The organism is Crocosphaera chwakensis CCY0110 (assembly GCF_000169335.1).
In the GTDB taxonomy this organism is placed as follows: domain Bacteria; phylum Cyanobacteriota; class Cyanobacteriia; order Cyanobacteriales; family Microcystaceae; genus Crocosphaera; species Crocosphaera chwakensis.
Map to the genome: position 1 here is coordinate 125601 of NZ_AAXW01000001.1, position 20939 is coordinate 146539.

The window sequence follows — 20939 nt, forward strand, 5'->3', positions numbered from 1 at the left end:
TGATTAATTAATAAAACTTACCTAAGATCCCAATTTAAGAGCTTCAACATATAAACTATAAGTTATGCCAATTTTAAAAAGATTAAGAATATCGAGACTAAGCGATCGCGCTTTTTTACTACTTCGACTATAGGCTATCCGACTAATTCCTTCTGTAAAAATTAGTAGAAAAATGCCTACAGTAATATCCCAATAGGCTTCCTGTCCGGCCGTAATAGAAACCGATTGACCGACAAAAAATCCAAGAAGAAGACTAATTAAACTTAAAGAAATACGTCGCCAAGGATTACTAAAGGTTTGATTAAACTTAGTTTGAGTAACTTCCACTAAAGTATTTAATCTTGTTCTTTGCATAACTTACACTTCCTCATTATTTATCCAATTATCGATCCAAACGATCTAATAAATAAAGACCCACTACAATACCAGCAAAGTGACATAAAATGGTGTGAGTATTCGCCAGAAGCAGTAAAATTTCGCTAGGGGTAGGTAACTTACTCGTATCATAAACGGCTGCACCTTGAGGAATATTAGATAGTTTTCTCCATAAAATACCGACAAATCCTTCGGCCCCAATAATTGATAGGAAAATACCCACCAAATTCGACAATAAACCGGCTCGGATTAATCGTAAAGTCGATGATTTTTTAGGTCGCAGTTTTGCGTCGGGATTTCGCATCAGTTGAGCAATTTTTTTATAGCGAAAACAAATTAAAATACTGATGACGAGGGAAATTACTCCAGCAATCGAACAAAAAACACTAAAAGAAGTCCCTTCAGTGGATTTTTGCTGAGCGACTAAACCTGCTAAAGACAAGAATAACAGCGCAGCAGCTAATACCCCTAATACTAACTGTCCCCAGAAGCCTATATTCCCTGACCATTGTAGAATATTGGCTGCTCGTTTAACATTAGGCGGAAGGGGTCGAGAAATTTGGTAGTTTTGACTCATAATCGGATGGTGAAAACTATGACAGTTATGACTTAGTAGACTCCTCTTTATGATGACACAGATACGAGATAAAAGTTTGTAGTCAAGGCTTCAGGGTTGATTATGACCCACTTTCTAGTCTCACAAGAAATTACTCATTAAATTATTAAACCGTATATCACTCTTGAACTATACCTAAAGATAGAACGACTAATTTACAAAACTTTAATATCTATCAGAGAGTAGATGGAAAAACCTTAAACAAATTGGTCTAATAGTAAATGAAGATACGATACAAATAAATAATTTATGGCTACTTTAAACATTGGATTGACAGAAGAACAAAGATATGGGGTAATTGAACTTTTAAACCGTCACTTATCTGACTTCTATCTTTTAAATGTCAAAACTAAAAAATATCACTGGGATGTAGTGGGTCCTCAGTTTAGAACTCTCCACGAACTTTGGGAAGAACACTATAATGCCCTATCATTAAACATTGATGAAACTGCCGAAAGAATTCGTGCATTAGGAGGCTATCCTGTAGGAACCGCAAAAGGATTCCTAGAATTAGCTACCATCAAAGAACATCCTAATGACTTACCTTCAGCCACTGAAATGGTAGCTAGACTCGCCAGTGATCATGAACAAGTAATCCGTAATTTAAGAACAGATATTAGCCGTTCTTCTGAAGAATTTAAAGACGAAGGAACCGCAGATTTTCTAACTGGAATTATGGAACAACACGAGGAAATGGCGTGGATGTTACGCTCCTTCGTTGAAGGCGAACGATTAGATAGTAGTGGTAATCGTCCCAATAGCGAAACTAAACCCACCATTAATGCCTAGATGGGATTGATATCGACAAGGTTAACCCCTTGTCTGTTTTCTATCAATTTCCTTAATTATTTTATTTGCTGTTACAAAAAATATTATTTATGACTAACGAATATCAAGCACAAAAAACCATCACCGGAATTTTCCAAAACGAAAAGCAAGTCGACACAGTCATCAACCGATTTTTAGATAGGGATGTACCCCAAGATCATTTGTCTGTTATGGGTAAAGATTTCCAATCTCAGACCCGTATTAGTGGCTTTGTCACCAAAAAAGACGTAATTATTGGTGGACTGCGTAGCGGGGCAATTTTTGGCTCTCTGTTTGGTTCTCTCCTGAGTTTATTAACTGGTGTGGGAGTTCTCTTTATTCCTTTCGTCGGTTCCGTCGTTGCTGCTGGTCCATTGAGTTCCTTATTACTTGGTGCAGCCACAGGTGCGATCGCCGGTAGTGCGGGTGGCGGTTTAGCCTCAGTGTTATCTACTTGGGGAATGCCTGAAGATAAGGCAACTATCTACGAAACTCGCCTCAAAGCAGGGGAATTTATCGTTATGGCTGAGGTTCCAGATGATCGCTCTGGAGAGTATATATTGTTAATGGAAAGTGCAGGAGGTCAAGAAATCCACGTTACGGATGCCACTTTACCACACCCCTGTCCTGGACGTTGCGATAGTCCCGAAGATTTAGCGATCGAAGTAAAGGCCCATTTATCCGAAGACGCACAAGCAACCTTCATCGAACGCTATAACGCCGTATTTGATGAAACTAACGACGAAATGAAGGCCGAACAAGCTGCTTGGGAAGCAGTAAAAGAATCCTATACAGAGGATGAAAACGGTGTCTGGAGAAAAGAAGAAAAAGAAGTAGCAATGGTCTAAGGGACTAAATGCTTAGAGGGGAGTTAACTCCCCTCTCTTTTTTTTATCAGGAAGAAGGCGCGACACAGTTAAATTTTTAATTAAGGGAGCATAATTATCTCAACCACGTCACTTATAAATGATATGTGCTAAACCTTAAGCAATCAATGTCACTCTAAAATCATTGAACTTGATGATAACTTTTTAGCACAGACTCATCAAGATGTTGGTATGAGTATTATAATTTATGTTTCTCAAAATTCGCTCTTCCAAACCAGAAGTTAAAGTTATTACTCGTCGGAAATATAAAAAACGCTTTTTTCCACTCCTTTGTCTAGCCACTTTAGGGTTATGGTTGGGTTATAAGCAATTACAAAGTTATTTTGCACAACCCGAAGCTATTTTTGTTTTAGGGGGACACGAAGATCGAGAACGGTTTGCAGCTAAACTTGCTCTCGAACATCCTAACTTACCCATTTGGGTGTCTTCAGGAAGTCCTGAAAACTATGTTACTAAAATATTTACCAATGCAGGAATTAGTGGCGATCGCCTTCATCTCGATTATCAAGCAAAGGATACAGTAACTAATTTTACTACCTTGGTTAAGGAATTGAAAGACCAAGGGATTGATAGTGTTTATTTAATCACTTCTGATAATCACATGAACCGAGCAAGAATTATCGGAGAAATTGTTTTTGGGACTCAAGGAATTACTCTTAAACCGCTCTCTGTTCCTTCTGATGATTCCCCCGAACCCATTGAGAAAATTATTAGGGACGGAGGACGATCTTTTCTTTGGTTACTAACTGGAAAAACAGGAGAAACCTTACTCCCACCTAGTTAATTATCCTGCTTTCCAAGTCCCATGAAATCCCATCGGAATCACATTCGGTAACCCTAAACGACATAAAGGAGGCTTATCTAATTCTTCACTATCATAAATTCTTAGTTCCGAACGATGTTCGTTACCATCATAAACAACGGTTAACACCCATCCTATTTCGGAGTTGGGAATATTAGGCACAAAAATCGGTTCTGAAGCATATAAATTTTCTTCCATATTCGCTACAGTTAGCTTATTTAATTGTCGATCATAACGAGCAATGATTCCTAAAATTTCCTCGGATAAATCTGCATTTTCTCGATGAACTGATAAGTAAGTATAACGCCAATTTTGTCCGGTTTGATGAGGGGGAATAATAGGAAAATCTGATCCCCTATCTAATAATTGCTCTTGACGAATTACTTTAGCTGTTTTTGGATCTATTTCAACTTCCCAAAGAGTACCCTTTGCAGGCGTTTTTATCTTTCCTGTCGGTATTTCTTTTAAGTTTTGATTGGTGGAAAAGTCAGGATAACGAACAAATTCCACAATAATATTTCCTTGTTCATCAACATACCCATTACTATAATGCCATTGAAACCAAGGAGCAGCTTTTCCTTTAGTAACAAAGGATAAACTATCCCGATCAAAAATTAAAATTTCTGTTCCTAATTCTGGTTTCCATTCCATTGCATCACTTAAACTAGAGAACCCTAATGCAGCAGGTAATAATTTCACTCGAACTGGCGGAACAAAAAAGATAATATAAGATCCAGCTAAAACAAAATCATGAATAAGACGTAACCCTTCTAAAGAATAATCTGATTTTTGGACTACCTTTCCTGTGCGATCGCTTTTGTATAAGTTTAATGTAACTTTTGCACCTAAACTGATACCAAAATTATAGATAATACCAGTTTCAGGATCAATTTTTGGGTGTGCTGAAAAGGGTTGTTTTTCATTTAAGTTGTCAAGATTATCTAAGGTTTTTGTTTCTAAATTGTGTAAATTTAAAGCATAAGGATTTCCCCCTTCCCACAACGCGAGTAATTTTTCTGGTAAAGCTAAAACCGATGTATTAGCAACATTTTTTACGTCTTTTCCCCAAGTTTTCCAGAAGGGGCCAGGAACAGTCATTCCATAATTAGGATATAAATAGCGGTTAGCTTCTGCTTCTTTTTGATACCCTTCTGTTTGTACATAACGATAGGTTGCTGTTGCACCTTCTTCGGTTAAATGAATGGCTAAAATTGCCCCATCGCCATCAAACCAATGACCAACTTTTTGATCTCCTCTTTCGAGTCTTCCTGGCCCATTTCGGTATAACGTTCCTCTCAGTCCATCAGGAATTTCTCCTGATAATATGGGTAAGGGTTTTAAAGGAAATTCTTCTGCTGGTTTTGCGATCGCTTGTGACCAATTAGGCATACTTCTTATATCTAAATTTTATTTTTTATCTTTATCAGTTTAACAATCCTTCAAGGGAGGCAGGAGGCAGAAGCAAAACCTCGTAGTAGGGTGGGCATTGCCCACCTTACTCTCATCTAAATCGCTTATTGTGCCAAGCAACAGGCAATGTTATTGTGATTAGCTGTTAAGGAATTGTTGCAACTTAGCTTCATCTAGGGACATAGAAGCAAAGTGTTTTCTTAGTAAATCGTGCATAAATCTGTAACGTCCCCCAACTCGTTGTATAAATCGATGCTTAGCTGCATGGCCAAGAAATCGTGAGTAGTTCCAAGGGATGTAACCATTTCTGTAAAGAACAAGACGTAATATAAAGTGTTGAATAAAAGTATCTAGTCCGAAACATAGCCCGAAAATCAGCCCGAAACTCAGCCCGACACTCAGCCCCGAAATCAGCCCCCAAATCAGTCCCCAAATCAGCCCGAAAATCAGCCCCAAACTCAACATAAATAATAAACCATTTTTACAAGACAACCAAATGCCTTGATTGACATCCTTTTTTGTTGGAATTTCCGACGTATTCAGCCCGAAAATCAGCCCCAAACTCAGCCCTCCAATCAGCCCGAAACTCAGCCCGAAAATCAGCCCGACACTCAGCCCCGAAATCAGCCCTCTACTTAAAAATTTCTTTAAAGAAAACTCCACTTTTTCAGCGACATAAATGGAAACGCGTCCGAAAATCCGCCCTCCCATTAGTCCGAAAATTAGCCATCCAATCAGCCCGACACTCAGCCATCCAATCAGCCCGACACTCAGCCCCAAAATCAGCCCAATAATTAGCCCAACACTTAGCCTATACAAAAGCTTTTGGTTGGAAGACTCCAACCAAGTTGGCTGCATCTTCTCAATTAAAAATTCGGTTTCTCTTACTGTTTCAAGTTTCTTTGCCAGCCAAACCAAATAATGTAAGGTTGTCTCTGGAGAGGGAGTTTTCCGTGGTGGATAGGTTCCTTGGCATTTAGGGTCTTGAATCTGTTTCTTGATGTAAGCATTAAAAAGTTCTTGAGGATTTCTAATGGCATTACCTTGATAAGCAACAACTAACATACTTAAGAATAGGGGCGAACGAGCTAATTCTAATAAATCAGAGTCTTGTTGTAGGTTTTCCCAAAGACTAGAACGCTTTAAATTATCAAGATATTTGTAAATCTGTTGATCTGTCAGCTTTTGCAGGTAAATTGCTCCATTTAACTCATCAAGCTGTATTTCCGCCTGTTCATATTCTTCTCGACGACAGCATACCACTAACCCTGGTTGCCATTTTTTCTCCGCTAAAAATTGATTAATCCCTTCTATACACTTAGCCTGATTAACTAATCCTAGTTCATCCAACCCATCCAGTAGGAAAATTAGACGACTACTATCAAGCCAACGTTTTCCTATTGCTTTTCCTAGTCCATAAGTCTCAAACATTTGACCTACTAACCAATCAGTCAAAGGTTGATTAGTCTTCCATGCAGATAGCTCAAGAATAACAGGAATAGGTATCTTCTCATCCTTTTTAGCTCTTTCGAGCAAATCATCAGCCAAATTTAGCAGTTCAGTTGTTTTTCCTGCTCCTGGTTCTCCTAAGATTAGTAATTTCTCTGCCACATCATCCCGTTCATAGAATTCAATGGTCTTTTGCACTGGACTGAGTGGTGTGGCTTTGTCAGGGACTCGAAGACGTTTAAAGAATCGGTTAAGGATATTTAATTTGTTAAACTGAGGCGTATCTTCTGGGATTAACTCTGGTTTACGATTACCTACTCGTTGAGCCTGTTCTTCGATTTCGAGATCAATTTTAATTAAGTTATGAAGGGAATCATGACGGCGTTCTGAATAATCTTCGTCCAGTTGAGATATTAATAACTGACGAATTTTGGAATCTGATATTTCACTTCTAGATTCCAATCCCCTTCGCCTTTGAATGAACTTAAATCCAGCTATAATCACAGGAATAGCTGCTATTATGGTGGCAAAAGCAGCCATGTTTTGAAGATTTAAGTGACACAACCAATTTAAAGAAAGGTTGAGAATAGTATAAGAACAAGAATTATCTGTCTCTGTAGCTGATTCCGATTGGACTAAAGTAACTGTCCAGGCCAAAGTCCACACTAAAGGGTCTAGAACTGCCATTATCAATAAACTTATATAGGACGCTTAGCTAGGGTTTTAAAAGAAATTCTAGCTATTTTCTCTTTTTCTAGTATAGTTAACCAATGTGACCGAATCAGCTAAATTTAGGACATATTGCAGAGTAACTCTGATAAGGTTTTGTCTCCCCCGTAATAGCAATAATGAAATTTAAAGAAATGCGGTCGCATAAAAAAAAGTAGCTAAAAGTAGAAATATGGGCAAGCTGGGGTTATCTATTAAGCTTAAGCTACTCTTGATAACTTGCGCTCTCATCAATTTAAAAGACGCAAAAACTTACAAAAATTGATTTTTATAGATGTTTATAATTATGAATTACCATTCTCTAAGTTTCAGTTTAAATAACTTTTGGAAGAGATCCAATTTAAGCCAATAATTTCAAAAAGATTTTTCTTAGATTTTTCAAAACTTCCAGTAAAATTATACTCTAGTTTAGATAAACAAAACTAAATTTATCATTAAATCTACAAAATACAAATAAATTTAATTTTCTTTTTATAGCTTAGGTTAACTATGACTTCTACAGTGAAAGAAAGGAAGAAAATAGTTACAAACGAGGTTATCAATCTCTTAAATAAACTTACTCATTGCATCATTGAGGACAATTAAATGAATGGATTTTTAGTTGGCGTAATTTCAATTATTGCCTTAGTTTCTGTTGCCAAAATTACCCCCGCAGAACCCATTAAACAACCTTCTTCACAGCAAAATTCTAATTCTGAAAGTGTCGCTACAAAATCTCCCTATGAAGTTGGTACCATTACGGGGATAGTATCGGGACCCTATGGTAGTATTTTATTTATTGAATTATCTGATAAAACGAAACTGAGATTTCATCATCCTAGTAATTCTTTAGCCAGAGGGGAACAAGTTTTAGTTTATCAACAAAATGGAGAACATTTTCTTATAGAAGCTTCTCAACCCCACCGTTAATTGAAGTTATAATAAGATTAAATTAGTAATCAATATTAAGTAAAAACGCTATTAAATACTTTTTATTGATTACTTAAGCAGTGCATAATTCTTTTTCAGATTGAAGATTTTGAAATAAAATACGAGCGACTTCGGCAGCTACCTTAACAGGAAAATTACTAGAACCAATAGAATGTAAAATACAGTTATCAGCATTCATCTTTCGTTCTGACTTTAGCTGAAATGCTACTAATAACTCTTCGTTACAATTATAAGTGTTGATCTTGGGATAAACTTTTTTATTTAATGTTTTTTCAGAGAACAACTCAGATAAGTTGGTTTCATATTCTAATTGAAGTGTGTCTTCGTACTCATCAAGGATAATGACTAATAATCCTTCGCCTTTTTGTTGACGGAAATGCCAGAAACAACTGGATAAAATAGAATAATTGCACTGTAAAAATTTCTGTCTCACCTCTCTATCAGATAGCTTGATCATTCAAATTATCTCCTTTAATTTTTATCATAATCTTTAAAGATTATGACTGTTTCTTGTCATTCAGTCAGTGAGCGTGTTAACCATAAAATGTGAGTTTGATCACCAATGAATAATAAATTGCTATTATTTAATTGATGAGAAATAACTGAATTAACTGATAACTCATGGCCACACAACCCTCCCAAAACTTAAATAAGACCCAAGAAACCCTTATTTCTGTTAATTCTTCCCTCTTATTATCTCGGATGGGATGTGGTACCTGGGCCTGGGGAAATCGCTTTTTATGGGATTATGATCAAACGATGGATAAGGACTTACAACAGGTGTTTAACCTAGCTGTGAGTCGTGGTGTTATCTTATTTGATACAGGAGACTCTTACGGAACAGGAACCCTCAAGGGACGCAGTGAAACTTTATTAGGAAAGTTTAGCCACGAGTATGACGGACTGAACAAGGATAAGATTTGTATCGCCACAAAATTAGCTGCTTATCCTTGGCGATGGACTCGTCACTCAATGGTAGAAGCAGGAAAAGCCTCAGCAAAACGGTTAGGAATAAATATTGATTTAGTTCAAATGCACTGGCCAACTGCTAATTATTTTCCTTGGCAAGAATGGCCTTTATTAGATGGGTTAGGGGACTTGCATCAACAAGGGTTAGTTAAAGGAGTGGGTTTATCGAATTACGGGCCAAAAAGACTCAAACAAATTGTTAAAAGGTTTTCCGAAAGAGACATCCCTATCGTTACCTTACAAATACAATATTCTTTACTATCTACTTATCCTGTGAGAGAGTTAGGAGTTAAAGAAGTGTGTGATGAGTTGGGTGTACAATTGATTGCTTATAGTCCTTTAGCTTTAGGATTATTAACCGGAAAATATCGAGAAAAGGGTAAGCTTCCTGGTGGTTTTCGCGGTCTATTTTTTAGACAAATGTTGCCGAAAATTCGTCCTTTAATCCAAGGTTTAGAAGAAATTGCTACTCAGAGACAAAAAACAATGGCACAAGTAGCCATTAATTGGTGTATTTGTAAAGGGTTTATTCCTATTCCTGGAGCAAAAAATTATCAACAGATGGAGCAAAATTTAGGCGCAATGGGTTGGCGACTGAGTGAAGGAGAAGTCATGGAATTAGATAAATTAACCCAAAAAGTTGATAAAGAAATGGTACAAAATCCGTTTCAGACCAAGTAATACTTGATCTGAATTAAAAGTATTTATCGACTTGCTTTCTGTTGATTGCCATATAGCTCTTTTCCAGAATTGAGTTGAGAGGCAATTTCTTCGCGACTATCAATAAATGTATATTGTTCGTTATAGGAATTACTAGGAGAGTTGCCGATAACAAACTGTCGTACAGGCATACTAGGAGCATTCATGACAATGCGATCAGATATTCTTACTTCAGCTTCTGGTGCATTGGGATTTTCTTCAGTGAGTTGAGAGATCACCCATAATTCATTGTCAACAGCGTATACACCTTGAATTTCGATATCGTAACCTCCGGAAGGTACTTCTACTTCAGTGGTTATAGTGCGTTCTTCATTTTCGGCTCCGGGGACATTAACATCGACATAGGGAACTTGAACAGTCTCTTTGTCCTGTACGACGACCACTTTAGGAACAACAACGGTTTTCTCCGTTAACCCAACATTGACATCTGGTCCTTGAATATCATACTCTGGCAACTGTCCAGGCTCTACATTAACATCGGGTAATTGCCCTTGTTGCTCCTGTTCGACCTGACATGATACTAAAGAAAAAGTTAGTAACATCAGAGATAAGGGAAAGATTTTTTTTAGAGTTGAATATTGTAATTTCATAATTATTCTAATTTGAGTGACAACGGAATAGCTTCTAAAATCCTTAGTCACTTCTCAGGTCAGTAAGGACAAAAGAAGTATAAAGATACATAATAGATATGCAATATACTTAATTAATGACTTTTTTTTAAGAAAAAAACATCTACCTTTCGGGATATTAATGATTGCAGTAAAATTATCAATAAAAATGTCTATCTTTAGATAGATTAATCGGAACTCGAAAAAAAATGAAACCTCCACAGATTGTGGAGGATTTAAGCAAGAGAAGAAACGATCTATGACAGGGGGTTTATTTATATCCCCTATTTCAGCATGAGGAGATGGTCTATATTCTAAACCATGCGACCAGTAACAGGACTACCATGACCCGTGGGAGCATTATATAGATTCCAATTGCGAATATGGTTATTACGTAAGATGGATTCGGCCATATTTACTTCTTCGACGGTTCCTTCTAGCAGTAAGAGATACTCACCTTCAGACACTCGCTCGTTATAGTATTTTGCTTGGTCTTCGGGAACACCCCAACCGATTAATGCACCGATTAAACCGCCTCCAACGGCACCAATACCTCCGCCTAATAGGGTGTTGGCTAAAACAACACCAAGTTCAGCTATTGGGCCAACGCCGGGAATGGCTAATACACCTAAACCACCAATAAGACCAAGAACACCACCAGTGGCCGCACCAGCAGTTGCACCGGCTTTAGCTCCTCCTTTAGCTTGTTCTCCAGAGGATTTAACTTCTGCGCCAGCAAAATTACCATCAGCATCTTCATGACGAGTGATGATGGATACTTTATCCATATTAAAACCCTGATCTCTTAATTTCTGTAGTGCAGATTCAGCGTTACTTCTATGTTCAAATGTGCCGATCGCGTGTTTAATTGTTGTATTATTCATATTGTTTAACCTAATTCTTTCAGTAAAATTCTACTTTTCAAGTCGATTTACTATTCTTAGTATCTATATTTTTACCGACTTTACTATTACTATAATCTTCATTTTTTCAAGAATTTACATCTGTCTAAAGAGATAAATATACTATTAAAATGTTAGTTTGTTTTTATTGTAAAAGGAAGATGACAAATACTTGATTATTAAGTTTAAATTGTTTATATTTAAGTTTATTCGTTAGTAAATTAGAATAAAGTTTACTCATATTAGATTTTCCCATAGCAGTTAAATTGACTGGAGAGAAACCCAATAAGGGTTAGGAAATAAGATTAAAACTAGAAATTTAGAATATAGAGCAAATAATAAGGATGATTCTGACTGATAGATATAGATTAGGGCTTTCTAATACGAATCATTGCATTTTGAATTCTTGTTTTGAGACTGGCATCTTTTTGGGCGTTTTCAGTGATGGCATTAAACTGGTTTGAGGATAAGCCACTATCTTGGGCTATTTGCTTCGATTCATTACAAAATTCAACGGCAATCTTTTGAGCTTTATCTGGTAGTTGTTTGATGGTTTGCGGTTGATCACAAGCAATTTCTGGAGGTTGATCGTCTATAACTGCTTCGATTTGATCATAGGCGATACGACGTTGATCTTCAATTTTTAACACCGTCTGAGCATAATTTGTGACTTCTTCATCACTAAAATTAGAAGGTGGCGGCGATGGGGTAGGAGAGACATTTGGGAGCAAACTACACCCATGAAGAATACCAAAAAATACTACTAAACTAGACATAAGAGAACGAGTGAAGATTCTGTTCAAATTTAAAAGGGAACAGTGAATAAACACCATGCGTTGAGCCGCCAAATTCATAATAATAACTGAATCCCCGCCTGGGTTTCTTTTTTTTTGAATTATTTTGAGCATTATAAGTTCCTTACCATTACCACACTAAGTGAAATTGTGAGTTAATGGAATGACAGTAGGATTAAGGATTAGACTGGGTTTGGGTGTGTCATGAGGCAAGATAGTAAAAAGACAAAATGAGTTAAGATTTTTACTCGGTTTTCTCTAACGCCTCTGTTTCCTCTGTTAACCTAATGTTTATGACTAACATCGATCACTCTAACCAGTCTGTTTCCCCTAACCTTCACACTCCTGTTTTATGTCAAGAGGTGATAGAAGGTTTAGCCATCGAACCTAATGGTCATTATTTGGATGCGACTTTGGGACGGGGTGGCCATAGTCGTCTTATTTTAGAGGCTTTTCCTGATGTTAGGGTAACAGGAATTGATCTCGATGGGGAAGCGATCGCTACAACTCAAGATAATTTATCCGAGATCGCCGAAAATCGCTTTCAAGTCTGGCAGGGCAATTTTGCAGACTATCCAGGAGAAACAGCACAATTTAACGGTATTTTAGCTGATTTAGGGGTAAGTTCGCCTCAGTTTGATGTCCCTGAAAGAGGCTTTAGTTTTCGCCATGAAGCGGTTTTAGATATGCGGATGAACCGGGAACAGTCTTTAACCGCAGCAGAAATTATTAATCATTGGGATCAAACCAGTTTAGCGGATTTATTTTATCAATATGGTGAAGAACGGCGATCGCGTCCCATTGCCCGTCGTATTGTACAACAACGTCCCTTTGAGACCACCACAGAGTTAGCAGAGGCGATCGCTAAATGTTTCCCCCCAAAACAACGGTATGGACGCATACACCCTGCTACGCGCGTTTTTCAGGCGTTACGCATTGCGGTTAATGATGAGTTAGGTTCGTTAGAAAGGTTCTTAGAAAAAGCCCCTCATTGGTTGAAACCTGGGGGACGTATAGGAATTATTAGTTTTCATAGTTTAGAAGATCGTCGGGTTAAATATAGTTTTCGAGACTCTTTATTGTTGGATGTTGTGACGAAAAAACCGATGATTGCCCAACCTGAAGAACGAGAAAAAAATCCGCGATCGCGATCGGCAAAATTACGGTTTGCACAACGGAAACTTAGTGATCACTCATCATACAAATAGTTATGAAAGTAAAACAATGTCAAAGTTTATTCTTTCAATTCACAGCTACTATGAATCCAAATTTCTATTTGTCCTTCCTCTCTATTAGAATTTGTCTTTTTGTCTAGATTAATAGTGTTTTTATTACATTTTTTCTTAGCTAAAAATTGCTCAGTTTTTTGCTTAATTTCCTGAGCTATACTTTGATCAGATTCATTAAAATATTTCAAATTATTTTCGTAATTTCCATCTACTCTTAAAGCGGGAGGAGCTATCCAATCTTGTTGTTGAAATGTTCCTCTCATATTGTTGATCAGTTCTCTTTTTATACTTCCTCTAAAATTGATAGAGATAACTGTCATCGACAATAATTGAGTCCCTTAATAATATTTCAGCTATTTCAACAACTTCGTCACTTTGATCTTCATCTATCTTTAATAAGATAGATTTTTTTACAGGAATCCCCATATGTAAAGCCATAAGGGCAATATCTCGTCTAGTTTCAGTATTAGTAAGATCGTCAAGTAAAGCATCTATTAATTTTGCTCTGTCTAAAGATTGAGATATATTATTACCAACTATTCCAATAACAATAGGAATAGCAACTAGAATTCCTTTATTTAAAACAACATCAATTATCTTTAAAATATCTTTGGGCATGGTTACTAAAATTTCTAACTATGAACTTCTAAGGATTTTAATTAGTTTCGACAATATTCCTCGCATTAAATGTGGGAGTTAATAATACTCCCACAACCGTTTCAAAACTATTTAAAGCTTAACGGTTACTGTTTTAATTTCTGTGTATTGTTGTAGGCCATATTCTCCTAATTCTCGACCCATACCAGACTGTTTAAAACCACCAAAAGGCGCAGCCGCATCAAACACATCGTAACAGTTAACCCAGACAGTCCCGGCACGTAAAGCATTAGAAATCAGATGACCTTTACTAATATCCTGAGTCCAGACAGCAGCAGCTAAACCATACATGGTATCATTCGCCCGTTGGATCACTTCATCCATGTCTTTGAACTTGATAATACTCATCACAGGGCCGAAAATCTCTTCTTGGGCAATTTTCATGTTATCTTGTACATCAGCAAAGACCGTGGGTTCGATGAAGTAACCGCGATCGCCCACACGGCCACCACCACACAGTAGTTTTGCGCCTTCCCGTTGTCCTGACTCAATATACTCCATTACCTTATCAAATTGAGTCTGATCTACTTGGGGCCCTTGGGTAGTGTTATCATCAAACGGATCGCCGACAATACGCTGTTTAGCCCGTTCGACGCTTTTCGCCACAAACTCGTCATAACATTTTTCTTCTACAAATAGACGCGATCCAGCACAACAACATTGACCTTGATTGAAGAATAATCCAAAATGCGCCCCTTCTATGGCCTGATCGAGATTAGCATCAGCAAAGACAATATTCGGGCTTTTTCCACCTAATTCTAGAGTAACGCGCTTTAAGTTGGTTTGGGCTGACGCTTCTAAGATTAAGTGGCCAACTTCTGTCGATCCAGTAAAGGCTACTTTATCTATATCATAATGACGGGCGATCGCTTGTCCTGCCGTTGGGCCATATCCTGAGAGTAAGTTAACGACTCCTGGAGGAAACCCTGCTTCTATAATTAATTCTCCAACCCTTAACGCGGATAAGGGAGTTTGTTCGGCGGTTTTCATTACCACTGTGTTTCCTGTGGCCAAAGCGGGGCCGAGTTTCCATGCTTGCATTAATAAAGGAAAATTCCAAGGTATGATCTGCCCTACTACCCCGACGGGTTCATGACGAGTGTAACAAAAATAGGGGCCGTTGATAGGAATGGTTTTGCCTTGTATTTTATCTGCCCAACCTGCATAATAACGATAACAAGCAATCACAAGTTGCAAATCAGCGTTTAAGGAGTCTTGATAAGGTTTTCCGTTATCTAATGTTTCTAAACGAGCTAATTCTTCGATATTGGCTTCGATCAAATCAGCTAATTTATAGAGAAGTTTTCCCCGTTGACTAGCAGATAGGTTTGGCCAGTCTCCTTGGTTAAAGGCATTTCTAGCAGCTTTGACGGCTTTATCGACATCCTCTGCGTCAGCTTCAGCTACGTCACAAATGACTTCCCCTGTGGTGGGATTAATGGTTTCAAAGCGTTTTCCTGAAGCACTTTCTATCCATTCATTATTAATTAATAGTTGGGTTGGACCTATTTTAGCTTTGCTTTCTGGTCGTGTTGCTGTGACCATCTTATTAAGTCTCCATTTTTTATATCAACTTTATTTTTAGGGTGAAACATTCTGATTGATTTAGATCCTATTTTTTTCAAAAATTAACATTTTATTTTTTAATTAAGTATTGATGTTTTTACCATTACTTAAGAAAAGGTTAAAAGATGTTATAAAAAGAAGCAAAATAAGATATATAGTTAATAGAAGAGATTGAAAATAATTGATAATTAATTGTCTATATTTTCTCAATCATTTAATGTTTCCGCAACGTCTAAAGATTTTGGAGTTTAATAATGTCAGGAGAATTTCTCGATTTTCTTAAGCATAAGTATGCTTATGTTGCTGTAGGAGAATTTAAACCCGGCCAATTTTCTGAAGCCCAAAAACTTTATGAAAAAGCAGTATCGACTTACAAGCAAGGGTTCCAAGGAGCATTTTTATTACAAAAACCTGGAACAGATGAAGGCATAGCCGTGATTATGTGGGAAAAAATTGAAGACATGGAAGCCAATCAAAGTGAGGTTTATGAAAAAATTATTGAAGAAATGAGTCCTTTATTTGTAAAACCTCCAAAAACAGATTTTTACGAAGTTTGTAGTGAGATTGATGGTTTTTCTGAAACTTAACTTTTAGCTTAATAATTGAACAAGTTTCTCAGGGAATTCTGAGGCAAAAGTTAATGATAAACTTCCAAATTGAGAATATAATTACCTAATTGAACTTTTCCTGACCATAACTCATATTCAATTCTTAAATATTCTGGCAATATTTCCCCGTCTAACTGTAAGCGACGAGTATAATTTCTTAGACGGAAAGCATTGGCGATGTCCCCACTGTTGTCATTTAACCAATAACGGCTTAACCCGTAAATTCCTGGCTCCCAAAAATGGCGATAACAGAATTTACCATTTCCCTGTAAGCTCATAATAACCCTTGCAGGAGAAATTTCTAGCCACAACATATGTTTAGCCGTTTCCACTGCTGAAGTGGCTTCCTCTTGATTGGCTGCTTGGGAGTTATCAGGTTGACTGAGGAGTAAATCGAACCGAAAACGATCTTTTTGGTATAAAGTCCCAGAGGTTTCTAAAGTAGAGTCAATGGCTAAGTCCGTCGACATTAAAGATAATGATACAGGACGATGGTGATTAATAGGCATGAGGAGTTACACGGCGAGAACCATACTTATACAATAAAGCCGAAAGGTCAAAATTAACAACGTCTGGGTGAATGATTTTTTTTAAGAAAAGTAAAGCAAGGGCTTGCCAAACAATAGAGCTTGTTGCTATAGTTAGTAATTGTGTGAGCAATCCTCAGTAGCTCAGTGGTAGAGCGGTCGGCTGTTAACCGATTGGTCGTAGGTTCGAATCCTACCTGGGGAGTTTAAGATTGAAAACTTTTATAATTTCTTAGTGCATACTACAAACATAACTAAGTTTGTTCGCTAGTTAACCAAGGGGAATTATTGAGGACGAAAGTCAGGCATTTCTTGAAAAGCTTAAATCGAAACTTTTAGTAATACTCTATCTGCACAGTGATTGATAACAGTATTGATTTAGGGTCTTTAAAAAGTCTGTTCACCTGAATTGTTACCTTTTGATCTGCAATCAAACTTCGTTTTTAAATGAGTAGCAAAACCAGCGACTAATAAAGTCAAGCCTCCTGTAATCCATAAGGGAGTTTGATAATCAAAACTAACCAGTAAACCAGAAATCATCGGTCCAATCGCATTAGCAATGCTTAAATAAGCAGCATTAATGCCCAATACTTCTCCCTGTTTTTGAGGACTGGTATTGAGTGATAGTACCGTATCGATCAAAGGCATGGGAAAAGAATTAACCAAGGCAAAAATACTCAAAATTATGACAAACGCGGTAAAAGTAGGAAAAGCTGGCATGAGTATAAAAGTTAGCCCTCTTATTGCCAGGGTTACAGCAATAATATTGATCAGATTAAATCTTTTGCTCAAAGGTTCTAAAGCAAATACTTGAGAAATAAACCCTAGCATACCGACGATAGCAAACATAATTGCCAGTCTTTTTGTATTTTGGTTGAGTACGTTGAGAAAAAATGGCTGAAAAGCAAAAGTAAAAATAGTAAAAGTGCTACCGCTTAAAAACGTCAAAATAAACAATTGTCCTAATTTGGGAATTGTGGCCGATTTAGCAATCTTGCCCAAGGCAAAATCATGCCAGCTTAAACGAAACTTTTCTTTTTGCGTACCGCTATGGGGATCTCTTCGAGATCGCTTTTCTGGTAAAAATACGATTGTTAGTAGTAAAGCAATACTAGCGATCGCTGCACTAACAACAAAGCTCATTCCCAACGATGAAATTCCCGCAAAGGTAGGTAACTGTTGGGCTAAATAACTTAAAAACGGGCCGACGACAAAACCCAAACGAAAGGTAGCACTAAAAATTCCAAAGGCTTTGGTGCGTTGGGAAGCATCAGTAATGTCGCTAATAACAGCCCTCGCCACCGAAGTATTACCACCAGTCAAACCGTCTAAAACTCTGGCAGCATAAAGCAACCAAGCTACTGTCGCAAAGCTGGCAACCATATTCGCTACTACCGTTCCGGCCAGACTCACAATTAGTATGGATTTACGTCCCAAACGGTCTGAAAGACTCCCTAAAATTGGCGTTCCCAGAAACTGAGATAAAGCAAATGCTGTGGTTAACAAACTTGCTTGAAAATCGCTCAACCCAAATTGTTTGGCGTAAGGATAGAGTAAAGGGATGACTATGGTAAAGCTAACGGAGTTGATAAAGGCAATTGCGGTAACAAGCCAAAATATAGGCGGTAGATCGAATGGCTGTCGCCGAATTTGTTTCATCTAAAAATTTAATTAATGAGCATTAAAGCATAACTTTAATAAAGGCGATCGCCTATCTATCGGTCGTTGAAAGTTTGAGTTTGTTTCATTATTAATCAAATAGATTCTTGAAATCCTCACGCCAGCTATTAAATTCTGCGATGAAATTGTAGCCACAGACAGTCTCAAGCGATCGCTCAGAAATAATTTCGAGTATCCGTGTTGCGCGATCGCGTGTCTCTTGTTGGGGGCCGAAAGGGTTAAATCGCATTTTATCCCCTGGTGGGAACGCATAGTCGCAGATAAACAACACTTTTTTGTAGATATACATGGTAAACCCTGGTGAGTGTCCGCCAATATGGAACGCTTCAATGCCATGCTCGGTAAAATCGCCATCAAATGGACGATCAACTGGAAATGGTTTAGCGATTGGAATCTCGGTATCAAGAGCGTGCAGATAGACTTTTGCTCCCCACAATTCGCGATACTGATTGGATGCACCTAAGAAATCCTTATGGGTGAAGTAGATTGCCTTTACTGGTTCCAAATCTCGATTGAATGCGGATGGACAATCAATCAACACTGCTCCATCATCCGTTTCAATAAGATAAGCAGCGTGTTCTATCCCCAGACGAGGCACAGATAGCAACTGTACGACATAATCATTGACGCGGTGGGGTGTGACTTGGTAGATTCGCTCTGCTTCATCCCAAGCGACGAATTTATCATGACTTGCTCCGCAGAACGGGCAAACATCAGGCATTTCATCAATCATATTGTAGCCACAAGTGATGCAAACCCATTGCTTATGGTCTGCTGCAATGGAGCTATTGCTTGCTGGAGCAGAGGTTTCAGAATTCTCTCGTGTAAAGTTTTGTAGACTCATCATAAAACTCCTATTGAGGTTTATCTTTAAGGTTTAGTTGTATTGTGTTACTAAAATTTGCTGTTGTGATTTCAGCAACTTATTATTTTGTTTAGTACACTTATAACAAACATATTTCTATTTAATTTAACTAATTTTCTGCATTTTAACGTCTATCTTAAGGCTTAAGAAACATCCCATGTTGATAATTCAAAAGTTTAATTTAAACTACTTATTCTTAATATTTTAACCAGGCTTTAGCTTCCTTGTAAGACTTTAATAAGTTTGACTTAATACGCTAAATTTTTGACATTTTTTTATCTCGGTTGCCAACCCATTACTCCCGAATTTTCTTAGGATTGTATCCTATTTTTTGCCAAAACATTTCCTTAAGTTATTAACCAATTTAGGTCGACTTGAACTGTTGTTTTTCATATTCTTTTCCTAAGTTTTATAACTGCCGTTTTAAAAGCATCTCGGACTTCTTTTTCTCTGTAGTTAGAACTATAACCTTGTTCACTGCGATAATTTAGCGGTTACCTCAGCAAGCTTTTTAGCAATTCCTTGCACCTCTTGCATTTGCTTTTCATCATTGAGATGGCCTTGCTCATCAAAGGCTTGATAAGCACTGGGAATGGCTTTCTGCTCTGGGATGACGGTTACGCCAATGCCTTCCAAAATGGCTCGCACATGTCCTAAACCCCGTAAGCCCCCTAAACCACTAGGGGAGGTGGCCAACAATGCGGCCACTTTGCCTTTAAAACAACTAAGAGACATCGGGGGTTCACCAGGTTCGGGGCGAGAAGCCCAATCAATCGCATTTTTCAGCAAAGGCGTGATGGAGCCGTTGTATTCTGGGCAAGCGATCAGAAATCCTTGATGGTTTTTCAGTAATGCTTTAAACTCAAGTACCGTATCAGGCAGACCTTCCTCAGATTCTAAATCTTCATTGAATAAGGGCATTGAATAGTCTAAAAAGTCAATGTAGGTCACTTCAACTCCTGTAGCCTTCGCTCCTTCGATAGCAACTTTAACTAGCTTTTTATTAAAAGAATCGATCCGAGAGCTACCAGCAAAAGCCAGAATCTTTACAGGTTTAGTCATCGTCATTTTTTCTAAATTAACTCTAAATTAACCAGGTTTCAGTCAAGAGAACTGCTTAGTTAAGCAGGCAAGTAATACAATTAATAGCACACTCTAAGTAGCTGAAGTCTTAGGTTTATTTTTGGCTTTAATATCTCGCCTTCCCCAAGGTTTCAAAAAAGAAATAATAAATATAAAAATCAGAGTTGTAATTTGAATTAAACCACCAATAATAAGTGCTTTAGTATCAAACATAAATAGGGGATTATTTAATGCTTGTAATCTTTCGCTATCAGAAATAGCCGTCATAGCATTCGTCCAAGGCCCTAACCAAAAAGTGCCAAAAGTAATTAAGGTGACAGTCATAACCAACTTCGTAATTACCCAGTAAAACTTAAAAAATCCCCAAATCGTAAACCAGCAAATTAATAATCCAGTCAGTAAAGTTATATTAGCTGCTGGAATAACAACCCAATCATCTAATAATTTTACAACTGAGTTAATCGCGTAAAGTTCATCTCCGTTTGTGGTGTTGAGATTATGAACCACCATAACCACCATAGAAAGGACAGTACCAAACCAAATTGCCCCTGAAATAACATGGAGTGATATCAGCCAGCTTTTTTGGTCTCCTGTCAGTCTAATGCCAGACGTTGGTTTTTTTTTCTCTTTAGTTACGAGCGACTGCTTAGCCATAGTTGAGTTCCCAGTTATATCTATTTATTCGCGGGACGAAGGATTGTAAAACAGTTTGTTGATGATCCACAG

Annotated in this window: 23 protein-coding genes and 1 tRNA gene; 8 read left to right on the forward strand and 16 right to left on the reverse strand. The window is 37.6% G+C overall.

The annotated features are described in order from the left end of the window. Positions 1-21: 21 nt before the first annotated feature. Together CY0110_RS00645 and CY0110_RS00650 are read right to left on the reverse strand one after the other, a co-directional pair. Complete coding sequence (locus CY0110_RS00645; RefSeq protein ID WP_008272588.1) at positions 22-354, reverse strand: DUF565 domain-containing protein; 333 nt, start codon at positions 352-354, stop codon at positions 22-24. A gap of 28 nt (positions 355-382) precedes the next feature. Next, positions 383-952 (reverse strand): DUF3611 family protein, encoded by a 570-nt coding sequence (locus CY0110_RS00650; protein WP_008272589.1) that lies wholly within the window; start codon positions 950-952, stop codon positions 383-385. Between the two features lie 288 nt (positions 953-1240). On the opposite strand from CY0110_RS00650, the gene CY0110_RS00655 reads away from it, so the two are divergent. The 3 genes from CY0110_RS00655 to CY0110_RS00665 all read left to right on the forward strand — a co-directional run bounded on the left by CY0110_RS00655 (position 1241) and on the right by CY0110_RS00665 (position 3469). Next, entirely contained in the window at positions 1241-1780 is a 540-nt protein-coding gene (locus CY0110_RS00655) for a Dps family protein (protein ID WP_008272590.1), read from the forward strand. Positions 1781-1869: 89 nt separating this feature from the next. Further along, positions 1870-2646 (forward strand): ChaB family protein, encoded by a 777-nt coding sequence (locus tag CY0110_RS00660; RefSeq protein WP_008272591.1) that lies wholly within the window; start codon positions 1870-1872, stop codon positions 2644-2646. 226 nt (positions 2647-2872) lie between these two features. Continuing rightward, on the forward strand, positions 2873-3469 hold the full coding sequence (locus CY0110_RS00665) for a YdcF family protein (protein WP_008272592.1): 597 nt from the start codon (positions 2873-2875) through the stop codon (positions 3467-3469). Here the strand turns inward: CY0110_RS00665 and CY0110_RS00670 are convergent, their stop codons facing one another. Both CY0110_RS00670 and CY0110_RS31300 read right to left on the reverse strand, forming a co-directional pair. Then, complete coding sequence (locus CY0110_RS00670) at positions 3470-4876, reverse strand: carotenoid oxygenase family protein (protein WP_008272594.1); 1407 nt, start codon at positions 4874-4876, stop codon at positions 3470-3472. Positions 4877-5035: 159 nt separating this feature from the next. Continuing rightward, positions 5036-7033 (reverse strand): NACHT domain-containing protein, encoded by a 1998-nt coding sequence (locus CY0110_RS31300; RefSeq protein ID WP_008272595.1) that lies wholly within the window; start codon positions 7031-7033, stop codon positions 5036-5038. A 627-nt stretch (positions 7034-7660) separates the two neighbouring features. Between CY0110_RS31300 and CY0110_RS00680 the strand changes: the two genes are divergently transcribed. After that, positions 7661-7984 (forward strand): hypothetical protein, encoded by a 324-nt coding sequence (locus tag CY0110_RS00680; protein WP_008272596.1) that lies wholly within the window; start codon positions 7661-7663, stop codon positions 7982-7984. Between the two features lie 73 nt (positions 7985-8057). Here CY0110_RS00680 and CY0110_RS00685 read toward each other — a convergent pair whose 3' ends face one another. Beyond that, positions 8058-8462, reverse strand: a complete 405-nt coding sequence (locus tag CY0110_RS00685) for a hypothetical protein (RefSeq protein WP_008272597.1) — start codon at positions 8460-8462, stop codon at positions 8058-8060. Between the two features lie 164 nt (positions 8463-8626). Between CY0110_RS00685 and CY0110_RS00690 the strand changes: the two genes are divergently transcribed. After that, positions 8627-9655, forward strand: a complete 1029-nt coding sequence (locus CY0110_RS00690) for an aldo/keto reductase (RefSeq protein ID WP_008272598.1) — start codon at positions 8627-8629, stop codon at positions 9653-9655. Positions 9656-9678: 23 nt separating this feature from the next. Here the strand turns inward: CY0110_RS00690 and CY0110_RS00695 are convergent, their stop codons facing one another. From CY0110_RS00695 to CY0110_RS00705, 3 genes are all read right to left on the reverse strand, one after another. Then, positions 9679-10284 carry a hypothetical protein gene (locus tag CY0110_RS00695; protein ID WP_008272599.1) on the reverse strand — a complete coding sequence of 202 codons (606 nt, stop codon included), beginning with the start codon at positions 10282-10284 and terminating at the stop codon, positions 9679-9681. A gap of 332 nt (positions 10285-10616) precedes the next feature. Beyond that, complete coding sequence (locus CY0110_RS00700) at positions 10617-11186, reverse strand: general stress protein (RefSeq protein ID WP_008272600.1); 570 nt, start codon at positions 11184-11186, stop codon at positions 10617-10619. Between the two features lie 386 nt (positions 11187-11572). Then, the gene (locus CY0110_RS00705) at positions 11573-11980 is read right to left on the reverse strand and encodes a DUF4168 domain-containing protein (protein WP_232285661.1); all 408 of its coding nucleotides are present in this window, start codon (positions 11978-11980) and stop codon (positions 11573-11575) included. A gap of 311 nt (positions 11981-12291) precedes the next feature. Here CY0110_RS00705 and rsmH point away from each other — a divergent pair, with 311 nt between their 5' ends. Then, complete coding sequence (gene rsmH, locus CY0110_RS00710) at positions 12292-13206, forward strand: 16S rRNA (cytosine(1402)-N(4))-methyltransferase RsmH (RefSeq protein WP_008272602.1); 915 nt, start codon at positions 12292-12294, stop codon at positions 13204-13206. Between the two features lie 26 nt (positions 13207-13232). On the opposite strand, the gene CY0110_RS00715 is transcribed toward rsmH, so the two are convergent. From CY0110_RS00715 to CY0110_RS00725, 3 genes are all read right to left on the reverse strand, one after another. Then, a complete protein-coding gene (locus tag CY0110_RS00715) occupies positions 13233-13547 on the reverse strand; it encodes a hypothetical protein (RefSeq protein WP_008272603.1) in 315 nt (104 codons plus the stop codon). Then, positions 13522-13845: a hypothetical protein gene (locus tag CY0110_RS00720; RefSeq protein WP_008272604.1), complete on the reverse strand. Its 324-nt coding sequence runs from the start codon at positions 13843-13845 to the stop codon at positions 13522-13524. The genes CY0110_RS00715 and CY0110_RS00720 overlap by 26 nt, the downstream gene beginning before the upstream one ends. A gap of 111 nt (positions 13846-13956) precedes the next feature. Further along, positions 13957-15429, reverse strand: coding sequence for an aldehyde dehydrogenase family protein (locus CY0110_RS00725; RefSeq protein ID WP_008272605.1), 1473 nt, complete (start codon positions 15427-15429; stop codon positions 13957-13959). A 275-nt stretch (positions 15430-15704) separates the two neighbouring features. Between CY0110_RS00725 and CY0110_RS00730 the strand changes: the two genes are divergently transcribed. Continuing rightward, complete coding sequence (locus tag CY0110_RS00730; protein ID WP_008272606.1) at positions 15705-16037, forward strand: antibiotic biosynthesis monooxygenase; 333 nt, start codon at positions 15705-15707, stop codon at positions 16035-16037. A gap of 50 nt (positions 16038-16087) precedes the next feature. Here CY0110_RS00730 and CY0110_RS00735 read toward each other — a convergent pair whose 3' ends face one another. After that, a complete protein-coding gene (locus tag CY0110_RS00735; RefSeq protein WP_008272607.1) occupies positions 16088-16567 on the reverse strand; it encodes a hypothetical protein in 480 nt (159 codons plus the stop codon). A 151-nt stretch (positions 16568-16718) separates the two neighbouring features. Here CY0110_RS00735 and CY0110_RS00740 point away from each other — a divergent pair. Then, positions 16719-16790 (forward strand) — tRNA-Asn (locus CY0110_RS00740). A 182-nt stretch (positions 16791-16972) separates the two neighbouring features. On the opposite strand, the gene CY0110_RS00745 is transcribed toward CY0110_RS00740, so the two are convergent. The 4 genes from CY0110_RS00745 to CY0110_RS00760 form a co-directional block, all read right to left on the reverse strand. Continuing rightward, on the reverse strand, positions 16973-18244 hold the full coding sequence (locus CY0110_RS00745; protein ID WP_008272608.1) for an MFS transporter: 1272 nt from the start codon (positions 18242-18244) through the stop codon (positions 16973-16975). A gap of 91 nt (positions 18245-18335) precedes the next feature. Beyond that, positions 18336-19112 carry an MBL fold metallo-hydrolase gene (locus CY0110_RS00750; RefSeq protein WP_008272609.1) on the reverse strand — a complete coding sequence of 259 codons (777 nt, stop codon included), beginning with the start codon at positions 19110-19112 and terminating at the stop codon, positions 18336-18338. Between the two features lie 492 nt (positions 19113-19604). Next, entirely contained in the window at positions 19605-20192 is a 588-nt protein-coding gene (locus tag CY0110_RS00755; protein WP_008272610.1) for an NADPH-dependent FMN reductase, read from the reverse strand. A gap of 93 nt (positions 20193-20285) precedes the next feature. After that, positions 20286-20867, reverse strand: coding sequence for a hypothetical protein (locus tag CY0110_RS00760; RefSeq protein WP_008272611.1), 582 nt, complete (start codon positions 20865-20867; stop codon positions 20286-20288). Positions 20868-20939 lie beyond the last annotated feature (72 nt).